This is a genomic window from Bradyrhizobium sp. BWC-3-1, assembly GCF_032917965.1.
Classification (GTDB): domain Bacteria; phylum Pseudomonadota; class Alphaproteobacteria; order Rhizobiales; family Xanthobacteraceae; genus Bradyrhizobium; species Bradyrhizobium canariense_D.
Genome location: NZ_CP136625.1, coordinates 4,394,872 through 4,407,806, shown reverse-complemented (window position 1 = coordinate 4,407,806; position 12,935 = coordinate 4,394,872). Strand labels below are relative to the sequence as shown.

The following is a 12,935-nucleotide window of genomic DNA, read 5'->3' as shown; positions in this document are numbered from 1 at the left end:
GCAAATTCTTACTCTAAGTAAGAATGACGACAGGGATGGAAATGCCGGAGCAGCCGAGAAGTCGGCGGCAGACGCGCGCTGCCATTTTGACTCACCTGCTTCAGTCAGGCGGGTCTTTTCGCCCGCCGCTGGCCAAGGCCGTGCGCCTGTCGGAAGCGAGCCTGTCGCGCATCCTGTTCGATCTGAAGGCCGAAGGCCTGATCGAGGAAGTGCGGCGCCCTGCCCCTTATGTCGGTGGCCCCACGGGTCTCGTGTCGCTCGATAAGGCGGTGGCGCTCGCGGCGTTCGAGCTGACCACTCAGCGGCTCAGCGTCGGGGTCGGGGGCCTGTCGGGCGAACTGCACTACACCGGGCATGTGCCGCTGCCGAAGACGCCGACCGTCGCGACGGTCGGCCGGGCGTTTCGCGAAGCGATGACATTGCTGCGCGAGTGGACGCGGCGTCGACGTATCCCCCTCGCACAGATCGGCGTCTCGATTCCGGGTCTCGGCCGGCTGGGCGCGTCAGGCAATCCGATCATTCCCTGCGATGTCGGGCGGATCAGCGAGATGTTCGGCGAGACGCTTCCCGGCGTGCGGGTCGAGTTCACCAATTCGGTCGTCGCGCACGCCATCTTTCACCGTTGCCGCACGGAGCATTATCCATTCAGCGGCGCGCATCTCTTCGTCTTCGTCGGTCAGGGCGTCGCGGGCACCTGGATGGATGACGCGGTCGAGGACGATGTCCTCCAGCCGGTCGAGCTCGGCCACATGGTGTTCGGAGCCGACGGACCAATTTGCCGCTGCGGTCATCATGGCTGCGTCGAGGCTTATACGTCGCTTCCCGCTTTGGCCGAGCTTCTTGGCGTCGCGGAAGCCGAGTTGCTTGAGCTCGGCAGCGAGTGGGTGACCGCGATGCCGCTCTCGTCGCGCGTGCGGCAGGAATTGCGCCGGCGGCTGTTCCGGCTTGGCCTTGCGATCGGCAATACGCTGAACGTGAAGCCATGCAAGGGCGTCGCGATCAGCGGCTGGCCGTCGCTCCTCACCGAGGACGATCGCAACGCGCTCGTCGAGGGGATCGACGCCTGCCTGTTGGGCGGCCGCAAGCACGCGCAAGTGTCGCTCGCTTTCGTGCCGCCGTCGAATGGCAACGATCCGCGGGCGGCGCTGGCATTCGCCGCTTTCTGCCTCGCTTGCCGCGGCGGCATGCCGGCCGCGTCGGCCGAGGCCGCCTGAGATACCTGATGCCGCGCGGCTCTCGCGCGAAAGAGTTCACACCGGGAGGAACTTGCCATGCCGATCACGACAACAAGGCGCCAACTGCTCGCCGGATCCGCGGCTGTGCTCGCGCTGCCGGCATTTGCCCGCGCGCAAGGCGCGATCAAGCCGCGTCTGACTGCGATCTCGCAATGGTCTGCAGGAAGCGATGGGGCGGCCATCACGGCGCTCGGTAAGAAATTCGAGGAGAAAGGCGGGGTCTGGCAGCACTCGCCCGTCCCCGGCTTCACCACCGAGATGATGAACAAGCTGCGGGCCCAGATCATGGCCGGCGATCCGCCGGCCTGCTCGCAGCTCAAAGGTCCCGAGATCGCGGCCTGGTCGAAGATTGCCCCAACCGTCGATCTCGATGCCGTTGTCGCTGCCGCCGGATACGAAAAGGTTGTCGCGCCGGACCTTGCAAAATTGCACAAGCCCGGGGGCAAGTGGATTGCACTGCCGTTGCAGATCTACAGCACCAACATGCTGTTTCTCTCCAAACGCGCGATGGACAAGGCCAAGGCCGACAAGGTCCCCGTCACATGGGCTGAGTTCAACGACCTCGCCGAGAAGATGAAAGCAGGCGGCGTCCCCTATCCCATCGCCAATGGTGGCACCCGCCCGGACGACGGCCAGAAATTCGAGGCCGCTTTGGCGGGCATCAGCCCCACCGCATACCGCGCAGCCATCATGAATCTCGACAAGAAGGCCCTGGAGGGCCCCGAGATAAAGGCTGCCTTCGTACAGGTGCGCAAGATTGCCGACTGGATGGACCCCAACGTCGGCGCCCAGCACTTTTCGACCAACTTGAAGCGCTTTGTCGACGGCGACATGGGGATGATGATCATGGGCGGGTGGGCGCAGGGCGTCTTGCGCAACGCCGGCTTCAAGTTCGAGGACTTCATCATCGCCCCGGGCCCGAGCGACAATAGCAAGCCGGTCTTCCTGTTGAATGCCGATGCCTTCATATTCTGGCAGCGCAAGGAGCCCGACCTGCAGGCCGGCCAGACGCTGATGGCCCAGCTCGTCATGGATCCGGCGATCCAGACTATGTATTCGCAGATCACGGGATCGATCCCCGTGCGCACCGATGTCGATCTCTCCGGCGAAGGCTGGTCGGACGGGCAACGGCGGACCGCAGCAGCCCTGAAAGACGCGATTGCCAGCAATCAGGCCGTCCTCAGCCTTGCGCACAACATGGCGCAGGAAAACGGCATGACCGCAGCGATGATCGACGTGATCACGGAGTACGTGAAGAACAAGACGATCAAGCCGGAGCAAGCGGCCATACGCCTCGCCGAAGCCGTCGAGAGCTCACGTTGACGATCGCCGTCTCGACAACACCGGGCCGGCCGGCGGCCTCTGGCTGGGTACGCCGGCTGCCTGAGTATCTGACGATCTGGGTGCCGCTGCTGTTGTCCGCCGCGCATCTCATTGCGTTTACGCTGTGGACGATCTGGATATCGTTCACGCCGTCCACTTTGGTCCCGGTCTCGGGCTGGGTCGGCTTGCGCAACTATTCTGCGGTCGCCGCATCGCGGAACTGGCAGATTGCCTTGGACAATCTGCTGCTGTTTGGCAGCGCCTTCGTGTTGCTGAGCCTGGCGACCGGTCTCATCCTTGCGATCCTGCTCGATCAGCGCATTCGCGGCGAGAACCTGCTGCGGTCCATCTTCCTCTATCCTCTGGCGGTGTCATTCGTGGTCACCGGCACGGTCTGGAGTTGGCTGCTCAATCCCGGCCTCGGGATCCAGAAGCTGGTCCGCGACCTCGGCTGGACCTCCTTCCGGTTCGACTGGCTGATCGACCGCGACATGGCCATTTGGACCATTGTCATTGCTGCGATCTGGCAATCGTCCGGTTTCGCCATGGCGCTGTTCCTCGCCGGCCTTCGCTCCGTCGACGCCGACCTGATCAAGGCCGCGCAGATCGACGGCGCCGGACCGATCCGAATGTACCGGCGTGTCATCCTGCCGACCCTTTGGCCGATCACCATCACCGTCATCGTCATCCAGCTGCAGTTCGCGATTTCGACCTTCGACCTCGTCCGCGCGCTCACCAATGGCGGACCCGGGATCGCCACCCAGCTGCCGGCCCTCGTCGTCTATGACCTGATGTTCCAGCGCAGCCTGCTCGGACGCGGAGCGGCGGCGGCAGTGCTCATGTTGCTCATTCTTCTTGCGGTTTTGCTGCCCTATGCAGCGTGGCGTTATGTCCAGCGGCGGCGGGCGATCCATGCGTGAGCGAACCATCGCGCCAAGCCGGATTCTGATCTATCTCGTCGTCTCGCTGATCGCTGCAGCATGGCTCGCGCCATTGGTTGTTGTCGTGCTGAACTCGCTCCGCACCAACGAGGAGATCGCGCAAGCGTCGATGATCGGCTGGCCGAAGCAATGGGCATGGAGCAACTACGCCGCGGCCTGGAGCGGTTTCTGCGTCGCCGAGACCTGCGCCGGCATCCGGCCGTACATGCTGAACTCCGCGCTCGTCACGATTCCCGCGACGATTTTCTCGACCCTGCTCGGTGCTGTCGCCGGTTACGCTGTGTCGCTCTGGCGTTTTCGCGGCGATAACTGGATCTACGGCATCGTGACCCTCGGCCTCTTCCTTCCCCAGCAGATGCGCTTGCTTCCCTGGACCATCGTGTTGCGCGATACGGGCCTGATGAACACGCTAACGGGCCTGGTCGTGATCCACACGATCCAGGGACTCTCCTTTACCCTCTTGTTCTGCCGAAACTACTACACTGCCATCCCGCAGGATTTGATAAGAGCTGCGCGCATCGATGGCGCAGGGTTCTTTCGTATTTTCTGGCGCATCATCCTGCCGCTCTCGCCGCCTATTCTGGTCGTCACCGTGATCTGGCAGTTCACGCATATCTGGAACGAATTTCTCTACGGCGTGACATTTACGACTGGTCAGCAACAGCCCGTCACCGCCGCGCTGATCGCGCTATCCGCAGCAGTCGCGGACATCCCGCAGCATGGCGTGCAGAGCGCGGCGGTGATGATCGCCGCCCTGCCGACCCTGCTGATCTATCTGATCGGCGGCAAGTATTTCGTGCGCGGCCTCACCGCCGGGGCCGTGAAATGATCGGATTGTCATGGCAGCCCTAAGCATTCGCTCCCTGTCCAAGCGCTACGCCAATCTGGAGGTGCTGAAGGGCATCGATCTCGATATCGAGAGCGGTGAATTCACCGTGCTCGTTGGCCCATCCGGCTGCGGCAAGTCCACGCTGCTCAACATCATCGCCGGGCTCGACCTCCCGAGCGCAGGCACCGTGGAAATCGGCGGACGTATCGTCAACGACATTCCGCCGAAGGACCGCGACATCGCGATGGTGTTCCAGTCCTACGCGCTCTATCCGTCGATGACGGTGCGCCAGAACATCACCTTCGGCATGGAATGCCGTCACGTCCCGAAGGCCGAGCAGGAAAAGGCGCTGGCGAATGTGGCCAGGCTGCTCCAGATCGAGCCGCTGCTCGGCCGCAAGCCCTCGCAGCTCTCCGGCGGCCAGCGCCAGCGTGTGGCGATGGGCCGGGCGCTGGTGCGCGATCCCCTGCTCTTCCTGTTCGACGAGCCGCTCTCCAATCTCGACGCCAAGCTGCGCGTCGAGATGCGGATGGAGATCAAGCGGCTGCACCAGCGCATCGGCGCCACCATCGTCTATGTCACACACGATCAGATCGAGGCGATGACGATGGCGACGCGCATTGCCGTGATGCATCGCGGCGTGGTGCAGCAGTTTGCCGACCCGGATACCGTGTATCGCTATCCCGCCAATCTGTTCGTGGCCCGCTTCATGGGCTCGCCGCCGATGAACACGATGCCGGCACGGCTGGAGGCCGATGCCGGCGGGCCGGTGGTCGTGATCGGCGCGGGACGGCCGGACGAGGTCCGCCTCCGCCTTGGTCAATACGACGCGGCGGCCCCTTTCGTCGGCCGTGACGTGGTGGTCGGGATCAGGCCGGAATGCCTCGCCGAGGGCAGCCGCGTGTTCTCCGCCGATCCGCCCGTCGTCGTCAACGCGCCGGTGGAGATGGTCGAGCCGACGGGAGCCGAAACGATCGTGCTGCTGCGGCTTGGCGGCGAGCCTGCTCTGGCGCGCATCACGCCGGACATCCGCCCCACACCGGGCGCCGCCGCCCCGTTCGCGCTCGACACGCGTCGCATCTGCCTGTTCGACCCCGAGACGGAGCGACTGATCGCATGACAAGAACGAGCTATGCCGGCCTTAGGGACCGCGTGGTGTTGATCACCGGTGGCGCCAGCGGCATCGGTGCCGCCTTCGTGCGGGCGTTCGCGGCGCAAGGGGCGCGCGTCGCGTTCCTGGATCTCGATGAAGCAGCCGGCCGGGCGCTGGTCGCCGAAGTGAAGGCCGCGGCCGGGACCGTACCCTTGTTCGTGCCGTGCGATCTCCTCGACATCGACGCCTTGCGCGGCGCCATGGCGCAGGCCCGGGGATCGCTTGGCGATGCCGCGGTCCTCGTCAACAACGCCGCCAATGATCAGCGTCAGGTGCTGGCCGAGGTGACGCCGGCCGAATTCGACTGGATGATCGGCGTCAACCTCAAGCACGTCTTCTTTGCCGCGCAAGCGGTGGTGCCGCAGATGCAGGCGCGCGGCAGCGGTTCGATCATCAACATGTCGTCGATTGCCTGGATGCGCGGCGCCCCGGGGCTGCCTGTCTACGCCGCGGCAAAGGCCGCGATCGTCGGCTTCACCAACTCCCTGGCCCGGTCGCTCGGGCCCGACCGCATCCGCGTCAACGCGATAGCGCCGGGGATGGTGATCACGGAGCGTCAGCGCCGGCTGTGGTACCCGGACGACCAGGTGATCGCCGAGCTGCGCACGCGTCAGGCCATTCCCGACGGGGTGACGCCCGACGACATCGCCAACATGGCGCTTTTCCTCGCCTCGGACGACAGCCAGCGCATCACGCGGCAGTGTTTTCAGGTCGACGCTGGTCTCGGCTAGAGCGTGTACTCACAAACCCGAGCTGCCTCGTAGAGGTCCGCTCCGTATCTGATAGCAGTCGCGTTGGCGTAACTCTCCCTGGGTCCGAGTTGGGCCACAAGCGGAAGTAATCGCTCATTCATTCGATTGGCGCGCCGCCACAATCGCGTACAGTAGTTTCGCGACGCTGTACCCGATATCTTCCCGCGTGAGACCCATACGCAGGATCACCAGTTTACGCGAGGGGATGATCGCAATCACCTGGCGCAGGTGCCCTTGCAACATGAACGTGTCGGTAGGGAGTCGGAATCCCTGGCCCGGCCCCAACCAAAGCTGTCCGCGACCGTAGACCGGGCCATGTCCCTCATCGGACGCTGGCACAGGCGAGCGCATGTAATCGACAAAGCCCGGCGGCAAAAGCTGAGCACCGTTCCACTCTCCGTTCATGCGCAGGAATTCGCCGAAGCGCGCCCAATCATGCGCATTGGCGAAGAGAAAGGCTTCGCCAAGGAATGTGCCTGAAGGGTCAGCCTCAAGAACAGCGCTGGTCATGCCCAAAGGCTTGAACAATCGCTCCTGCGGATACGCTCGCGCGTCCGCTCCAACCGCGTTCTGCCAGACCCGGGCCAACAGGACAGACGAACCCCCGGAATAGTTGAACTGCGTTCCAGGCGGGGCGACAAGCGGACGGTCCCGCGCGAAAGCCGCCGCATCATGTGCGAGATTTTCTAACCCGTCGGGGTCGGGAGAGTCACCGTCCTCGCTCCATTTCAATCCGCTTGTCATGGCCATCAAATCGGCCACCGAGATGTCCGCGCGCGCGTCGCCAGTCCACTGCGGAAACAGATTTTTTCGGTCCAGCGAAAGCTTTCCGTCCCTGATCGCCATGCCGGCCAAGGCGGCGTTCACGGTCTTCGTCATCGACCAGCCCTGGAGGGGCGTCGAAGCGTTGAAGCCTTCGCCGTAGGTTTCTCCGATGATGCGCCCGTCCTGGACCACGACGATCGCGCGCATGCCCGGCCCCTGGAGAGCCGGATCGTTCAGCGTCGCCAGTAAGTGTTTGTCGTCAGACAATTGAGCACTCTCGCCGACCGGCCAGAGCGCACTAGGCTTTCCGGGCAGTGAGGGCGGCTCGGCACGGTCGGGGATTTCGTCCTTAGACACCAGCGTACAACCACGTCCTTCCTCATATTGGGCGTAGCGTTTGGCGAACAGGCCTCGATATGCCGCCTCGACACGCTGGTTGGCGGTGTCGACGTTGATCTTCAGACGTTCGACAATGCGTGGATGTGTTAACGCGAGGTCGGTTTTGATCACCGCATCCGCATCACGTTCGGCAATGAACACATTCGAGCAAACCATTTTTGCCGCATAAGCCGAGGCGGACACTAGTCCATTGGGTGGGCTGAAGGTCAGCCAGCCAGCGAACCCTAAAATCCCAAGAAGCAAGATCGCGACAAGAAATCTGAACATTTTTAGAGCAAGACGCATGCGTCCCTTTAGGTAAATCCAATCAGGAGGCCGCACCTAGGCGAGCGCACAAGATATTGCGCGCAGATCCTGACATGCACCTGACATCCCGGTTTGCCGTGGTTGTTTGGTGGACCGAGGATGTTGGCAGTCTTACCGAGACGATGAGAGATGCAAATCGACGCGAGGTCTGCTCTGGGTCACAAGCCGCCGATCGCGCTCTAGGTGGGAGACTTCCGCTTTGCGCTGGTAAGCCAACGTTTATGAGTACACGTCCAAGCCTGCCCGCCTACCCTTGCGTATCGTCGCCAGCACGATGTCGGCTGCGAGCACGCTCGGCGATCTGTTGCCGGTCGACATGATCGCATCGAGCTGGGCGAATGCTTCCACCTGCTGCCGGCGCAGCGATGAATCGGTCAGAAGCTCCGCGAGCGCGGGTGCCAGCTTCTCCGGCGTGCAGTCTTCCTGCAGGAACTCCGGGATGACATCCTTGCCGATCACGAGATTGGCGAGGATCACCGAGGAGACGCGGATCGCGCGGCGCAGGATGAAGGCTTCGATCGCGCCGACGCGATAGGCCGTCACCATCGGAATGCCCGATAGCGCGAGCTCCAGCGTCACCGTGCCGGATTTTGCCAGTGCCGCGCGCGCGATGCGGAAGGCAGCGCGCTTCTCGTTCTCGCCGACCACGATTTGAGGCTTGACCAGCCAGTTCGCGATGCCTTCGCGGATGGTGGTTTCGAGATGCGGCATGGTCGGCAGCATCAATTCGAACGGGCGGCCGTCCGTCCGCAATCGGCCGAGCGTCGCGCCGAACACGTCGAGATGGTGCCTGATCTCGCTGCGGCGGCTGCCGGGCAACACCAGCAAGACCGGCGGCTCGCCGTCGCGGCGCGCCTGCTCCTCCGCGTTCGGCCGCAGCGAGGGCAATTGCTCGATCAGGGGATGGCCGACATAGCTGCATGGCGGCCCACCGAGCTTGCGATATTCCTCCGGCTCGAATGGCAACAGGCCGAGCACATGGTCGACATAGCCGAGCATGGTCCGCGCCCGTCCCGGCCGCCAGGCCCAGAGCTGTGGCGAGACGTAGTCGACGATCGGGATCGCCGGATTGCGCGTCCGCACGCGGCGGGCGACACGGTGGGTGAAGTCGGGACTGTCGATGATGACGAGCGCGTCCGGCGCGGCTTCGGTCACGGCCTCCGCGGTCTCGCGGATCAGCCGCAGGATCTTCGGCAATTGCTGCACGACCGCGGCGAAGCCGACGATCGAGAGCTGCTCGATCGGAAACAGCGTCTCGAGCCCCTGGCGCGCCATGGTGTGGCCGCCGACGCCCACGAACTGCACGCCGTCGCCGAGGCGCTGGCGCAGCACCTTCATCAGGGCGCTGCCGAGCCGATCGCCGGATTCCTCCGTGGCGATCAGGAAGATCTTGCGCTTGGGATCGCGACCCTGCATCACGCCGGCAGGCCGATGACGAAGAGATATTTTGCGTCGGCGAGTGCGATCATTGCCTGCGGCTCGGCGGCGATGGTGTTGCCGGCAACGACGGCGATCCCGGCCAGCCCTGCGGCGGCGACGCCCTCGAGGGTGCGCGGGCCGATCGTCGGCAGGTCGAAGCGCAGATCCTGCCCGCTCTTTGGGACCTTCACCAGCACGCCCCGCCCGGTGGCGGCGCGGATGCGGCCCTCTTCGCGCAGCCGTGCCACGCGCGCGAGCAGTGCATCGGTGCCCTCGATATCCTCGACCGCCACCACATGGCCGTCGATCACGACCGCGGCCTGGCCGATGTCGAACGGACCGAGGGCGGTCAGCACCGCGCGTCCGCGCTCGATGTCGGTCTTGCCGGTGTCGCTCGGCCAGGCGCGGCTGATGCAGCCCTCGGGCATCAGCAGATCGGGCGCGACATCCTTGATGCCGACCATGCGAAAGCCGCCCTGCTCGAGAATGCGCCCGACGCCGGACAACAAATGATCGTCGCCGCCGCGGAAGGCGCGGATGACATTGCCGAGCAGCCGAAGCGTCGTGAAGTCGACCCGGACCTCCGAGAGCGAAGGTCGCACCAGCGTGCCGATGAAAATCAGGTCGCGGCAGCCCTCCTCGCGAAACAGCCGCATGGCGCGGCCGAGCTGGCCGACCGAGATCCAGCGATGACGGAATTTCTCCACCCGCGCGGGATCGCAGGCTCCCCGAAGCGGAAACAACACCGGCGTGATGCCGCGGGCGGCGAGCGAGTCGGCAACCGCGAACGGCATCGCGCCGCCGCCAGCGACGACGCCGACCGGCGATGAAATTTCCGAAGCCGCCGATGTCATGCCCGGGGCCATTCCATCATCACTTCGCGATGGCGGGAAGACAGAGCGGGCGCTTGCCCTTGCCGATGAAGTCGAGGATTTCGCCGATCGCCGGATCTCCACCGGCGAGCGGCCGCGCCGCCTCCAGGCGTTCGGCAAAGGTAGCGGGGCCATGGAAGAGTTTCTGGTAGAACGCGCGCACGGTCACAAGCCGCTGCTTGGTGAACTTGCGCCGCTTCATGCCGATCAGGTTGAGGCCTTCGAGCACCGCATATTGGCCGTTGACCAGCCCATACGGGATGACGTCGTCGCGCACGCCGCAGACACCGCCAACCATCACATAGGGGCCGATGCGGGTGAACTGATGCACTGCGGACAGGCCGCCGATATAGACGGCGTCACCGATCTCGCAATGGCCGCCGAGCGTCGCCGAGGTTGCGAAGATCACGTTGTTGCCGACCATGCAGTCATGCCCGACATGACTGTTGTTCATGAAATAGCCGTCGTTGCCGACGCGCGTCAGGCCACCGCCCTTGATGGTGCCGACATTCATGGTCGCACCTTCGCGGATGGTGCAGCCCGAGCCGATCTCAAGCTTCGTGGGCTCGCCCTTGTAGCTGAGATCCTGGGGCGCCCCGCCCAGCACCGCGAACGGCGAGATCACGCAGCCATCTCCGATCGAGGTGTGGCCGATGACGGTGACCTGTCCGATCAGCTTGCAGTTATTGCCGATCGCGACATGCGGGCCGATGATGCAGAAGGGGCCGATCTCGGTGCCCTCGCCGATCACGGCGCCGTCCGCGATCCGTGCGGTGGGGTCAATCTTACTCATCAAGCAATCTGACTCATCAAGAAGGTCTGATTAGGTGTTGAAGTCGCTCGGTTTTCCGCTGGTTAGCGCGACTATGCCCGATCTGTCCAGTGACGTATGATCTCTCCGTGTTTCAAGTGCCGGATGAGGCAGCCTTCCCGGGTCATCAACAAGTTCACGCGGAGCTTCAGGTATCGTGGTCAGGGCCCTGGCACTTCTCCTCGCACAGCTCGCCGCCGCGCCGATCGTCTCCGAGACGATCGAGACCGCCGAACACCGCCCCATCGACCTCGCGACGTTCGAGTGCCGCGACATCAGCCGCAGCACGGTGCTTCAGCGGGTCTGTTACGACCGTGCGCAGCAGGCCCTCGTCGTGGCCGTTGAAGGCGTTTATGACCGCTATTGCGGCGTACCGGTCGACACGGTCGAGCGCCTGCTGGGCGCACCGTCCATGGGACAGTTCTTCAACCAGAACATCAAGCGCGAGGTCAGCGGCGGCCGGTACGCGTGTCCTGCGCGCGAGCGCATCCAGAGAAGTTGATCCCGCTCAGTCGGTCAGCATGGCGCCGACGTCGGCCTCCGCAACCACCTGGCCGTTGACCTTGGCGTCGCCGTGAAACCACCACATGGCCTTGCGGCGGCCGATCGAGCGCATGTGGTATTCGATGGTATCGCCGGGCAGCACAGGCTTGCGGAACTTGCACTTGTCGATGGTGAGGAAATAGACCGCGCGCGGCTTCTCGGTGCCTTCGACCGACTTGATGCCGATCACACCCGCGGTCTGCGCCATCGCTTCGATCATCATGACGCCGGGATAGACCGGGCGATCGGGAAAGTGGCCCTGGAACGGCGGTTCGTTGAAGGTGACATTCTTGATGCCGATGCCGCTGTAATCGGTGCGGATGTTGATCACGCGATCGATCAGCAGCATCGGAAAACGGTGCGGGAGCGTTTGCAGGATCATGTTGATGTCCACAAGCTCGAACCTGACCGGTGCTTCGTCCGTCACTCCCGTTCCTCCTGCTTCGGATCGGCCTTGCTGTCGCGCGCCAAGCGCTCGACAGCCAAAATTTCCTTGAACCACTGCCTGGTCGGCTTGGCGAAAAAACCACCCCAACGTCCGTTGGGAGGAACGTCGTCCTTGACGCCGCTCATGGCAGTCACCTGAGCTCCATCCCCGATCTTGACGTGATTGTTGATGCCCACCTTCGCTCCAAGCGCCACGTTGTCGCCGAGGGTGAGGCTGCCGGCAAGACCGATCTGGGCTGCCAGCAGGCAGTGCCGGCCGATGGTCACATTGTGGCCGATCTGGACCTGATTGTCGATTTTGGTCCCCTCCCCAATTACCGTGTCGCGCAAGGACCCGCGATCAATCGTGGTGCCGGCACCGACTTCCACATTGTTTTGGATCAGCACGCGCCCGGTCTGGGGCACCTTCAGATGGCCCTCGGGGCCGAAGAAGATGAAGCCGTAGCCGTCCTGGCCGATCGAGCAGCCGGGGTGGATCAGCACGTCGTTGCCGATCAGCGCGCACTGGATGGCGGTGCGTGCGCCGACATTGCAATCCCGGCCGATCTTGACGCCGGGGCCGATCACGGCCCCCACACCTATCACCGTGCCGCAGCCGATCTCCACGTCAGGGCCGATCACGGCTAAGGGATCGACGATCACACCATCCTCGAGCCTGGCGGTGGGATCGATGACGGCCGACGGCGCGATACCGTCGTTGCCGGTCCAGGATTGCGGCCGGAGGGCGTCGCCATGCCACTCCCGCGCGAACCTGACGAAGGCGCGGAACGGCTGTGGCGCCCGCAGCACGGCGACATGCGCGGGCACCCGCGCCTCGAAGCGTGGGCTCACCAGGCAAGCACCGGCCTTGGTCGCCTTGAGCTCATCGGCATATTTGAGATTGTCGAAGAACGTCAGGTGCATCGGGCCGGCTTCGTCGAGCGAAGCAAGACCCCTGATGATTTGGCCGCCCCTGGCGGGATCGACCAGCTCCGCCTTGGTCAGCGTGGCGATGTCAGCCAGCGCTGAGGCGGGCGGCTGTGTGAAGAAGGTCGGCTGCGCCATTCCACCCCGTCGCGGTCCGGCTTCGGCATGAAGCGGCCAAGCCGCATCATGCCTCATCTCCTGGATTGGCACGATCCCTTTCGGAAACCGGCTCCG

General features: G+C 64.2%; 13 protein-coding genes. 7 read left to right on the top strand and 6 right to left on the bottom strand.

All coding sequences use genetic code 11. The annotated features are described in order from the left end of the window. Nucleotides 1–35: 35 nt before the first annotated feature. The 6 genes from RX329_RS21350 to RX329_RS21325 are packed head-to-tail and all read left to right on the top strand — an operon-like array spanning nt 36 to nt 6,212. Nucleotides 36–1,214 (top strand): ROK family transcriptional regulator, encoded by a 1,179-nt coding sequence (locus RX329_RS21350; protein WP_317246434.1) that lies wholly within the window; start codon nt 36–38, stop codon nt 1,212–1,214. Between the two features lie 57 nt (nt 1,215–1,271). Beyond that, nucleotides 1,272–2,558 (top strand): ABC transporter substrate-binding protein, encoded by a 1,287-nt coding sequence (locus RX329_RS21345; RefSeq protein ID WP_317244149.1) that lies wholly within the window; start codon nt 1,272–1,274, stop codon nt 2,556–2,558. Then, nucleotides 2,555–3,478, top strand: a complete 924-nt coding sequence (locus tag RX329_RS21340) for a carbohydrate ABC transporter permease (RefSeq protein ID WP_085362119.1) — start codon at nt 2,555–2,557, stop codon at nt 3,476–3,478. The genes RX329_RS21345 and RX329_RS21340 overlap by 4 nt, the downstream gene beginning before the upstream one ends. After that, nucleotides 3,471–4,328 (top strand): carbohydrate ABC transporter permease, encoded by an 858-nt coding sequence (locus tag RX329_RS21335; RefSeq protein ID WP_317244148.1) that lies wholly within the window; start codon nt 3,471–3,473, stop codon nt 4,326–4,328. Before RX329_RS21340 ends, RX329_RS21335 begins: the two co-directional genes overlap by 8 nt. Nucleotides 4,329–4,338: 10 nt before the next feature. Then, on the top strand, nt 4,339–5,448 hold the full coding sequence (locus RX329_RS21330) for an ABC transporter ATP-binding protein (protein ID WP_085353264.1): 1,110 nt from the start codon (nt 4,339–4,341) through the stop codon (nt 5,446–5,448). Next, nucleotides 5,445–6,212 carry an SDR family oxidoreductase gene (locus tag RX329_RS21325; protein WP_317244147.1) on the top strand — a complete coding sequence of 256 codons (768 nt, stop codon included), beginning with the start codon at nt 5,445–5,447 and terminating at the stop codon, nt 6,210–6,212. Before RX329_RS21330 ends, RX329_RS21325 begins: the two co-directional genes overlap by 4 nt. A 114-nt stretch (nt 6,213–6,326) precedes the next feature. Here RX329_RS21325 and RX329_RS21320 read toward each other — a convergent pair whose 3' ends face one another. The 4 genes from RX329_RS21320 to lpxA all read right to left on the bottom strand — a co-directional run bounded on the left by RX329_RS21320 (nt 6,327) and on the right by lpxA (nt 10,787). Beyond that, on the bottom strand, nt 6,327–7,682 hold the full coding sequence (locus RX329_RS21320) for a serine hydrolase (protein WP_317244146.1): 1,356 nt from the start codon (nt 7,680–7,682) through the stop codon (nt 6,327–6,329). 240 nt (nt 7,683–7,922) lie between these two features. Next, on the bottom strand, nt 7,923–9,122 hold the full coding sequence (gene lpxB, locus RX329_RS21315) for a lipid-A-disaccharide synthase (RefSeq protein WP_317244145.1): 1,200 nt from the start codon (nt 9,120–9,122) through the stop codon (nt 7,923–7,925). After that, entirely contained in the window at nt 9,119–9,976 is an 858-nt protein-coding gene (locus RX329_RS21310; protein ID WP_085384805.1) for an LpxI family protein, read from the bottom strand. The genes lpxB and RX329_RS21310 overlap by 4 nt, the downstream gene beginning before the upstream one ends. A 19-nt stretch (nt 9,977–9,995) precedes the next feature. Then, the gene (gene lpxA, locus RX329_RS21305; protein ID WP_018455033.1) at nt 9,996–10,787 is read right to left on the bottom strand and encodes an acyl-ACP--UDP-N-acetylglucosamine O-acyltransferase; all 792 of its coding nucleotides are present in this window, start codon (nt 10,785–10,787) and stop codon (nt 9,996–9,998) included. A gap of 175 nt (nt 10,788–10,962) precedes the next feature. Here lpxA and RX329_RS21300 point away from each other — a divergent pair, with 175 nt between their 5' ends. Continuing rightward, nucleotides 10,963–11,307 (top strand): KTSC domain-containing protein, encoded by a 345-nt coding sequence (locus tag RX329_RS21300; protein ID WP_247394987.1) that lies wholly within the window; start codon nt 10,963–10,965, stop codon nt 11,305–11,307. 6 nt (nt 11,308–11,313) lie between these two features. Here the strand turns inward: RX329_RS21300 and fabZ are convergent, their stop codons facing one another. Then, nucleotides 11,314–11,730, bottom strand: coding sequence for a 3-hydroxyacyl-ACP dehydratase FabZ (gene fabZ / locus RX329_RS21295; RefSeq protein ID WP_050992707.1), 417 nt, complete (start codon nt 11,728–11,730; stop codon nt 11,314–11,316). A gap of 41 nt (nt 11,731–11,771) precedes the next feature. Then, nucleotides 11,772–12,839, bottom strand: a complete 1,068-nt coding sequence (gene lpxD / locus RX329_RS21290) for a UDP-3-O-(3-hydroxymyristoyl)glucosamine N-acyltransferase (protein WP_317244144.1) — start codon at nt 12,837–12,839, stop codon at nt 11,772–11,774. Between the last annotated feature and the right edge of the window lie 96 nt (nt 12,840–12,935).

Excerpts from the sequence above, each read along its gene's own strand:
- RX329_RS21325 (WP_317244147.1), top strand. The coding sequence starts at position 5,445 with ATGACAAGAACGAGCTATGCCGGCCTTAGGGACCGCGTGGTGTTGATC.
- lpxD (WP_317244144.1), bottom strand. The coding sequence starts at position 12,839 with ATGGCGCAGCCGACCTTCTTCACACAGCCGCCCGCCTCAGCGCTGGCT.
- fabZ (WP_050992707.1), bottom strand. The coding sequence starts at position 11,730 with ATGATCCTGCAAACGCTCCCGCACCGTTTTCCGATGCTGCTGATCGAT.
- RX329_RS21310 (WP_085384805.1), bottom strand. The coding sequence starts at position 9,976 with ATGACATCGGCGGCTTCGGAAATTTCATCGCCGGTCGGCGTCGTCGCT.
- RX329_RS21330 (WP_085353264.1), top strand. The coding sequence starts at position 4,339 with ATGGCAGCCCTAAGCATTCGCTCCCTGTCCAAGCGCTACGCCAATCTG.
- RX329_RS21335 (WP_317244148.1), top strand. The coding sequence starts at position 3,471 with ATGCGTGAGCGAACCATCGCGCCAAGCCGGATTCTGATCTATCTCGTC.
- RX329_RS21320 (WP_317244146.1), bottom strand. The coding sequence starts at position 7,682 with ATGCGTCTTGCTCTAAAAATGTTCAGATTTCTTGTCGCGATCTTGCTT.
- lpxA (WP_018455033.1), bottom strand. The coding sequence starts at position 10,787 with ATGAGTAAGATTGACCCCACCGCACGGATCGCGGACGGCGCCGTGATC.
- RX329_RS21350 (WP_317246434.1), top strand. The coding sequence starts at position 36 with ATGGAAATGCCGGAGCAGCCGAGAAGTCGGCGGCAGACGCGCGCTGCC.
- RX329_RS21345 (WP_317244149.1), top strand. The coding sequence starts at position 1,272 with ATGCCGATCACGACAACAAGGCGCCAACTGCTCGCCGGATCCGCGGCT.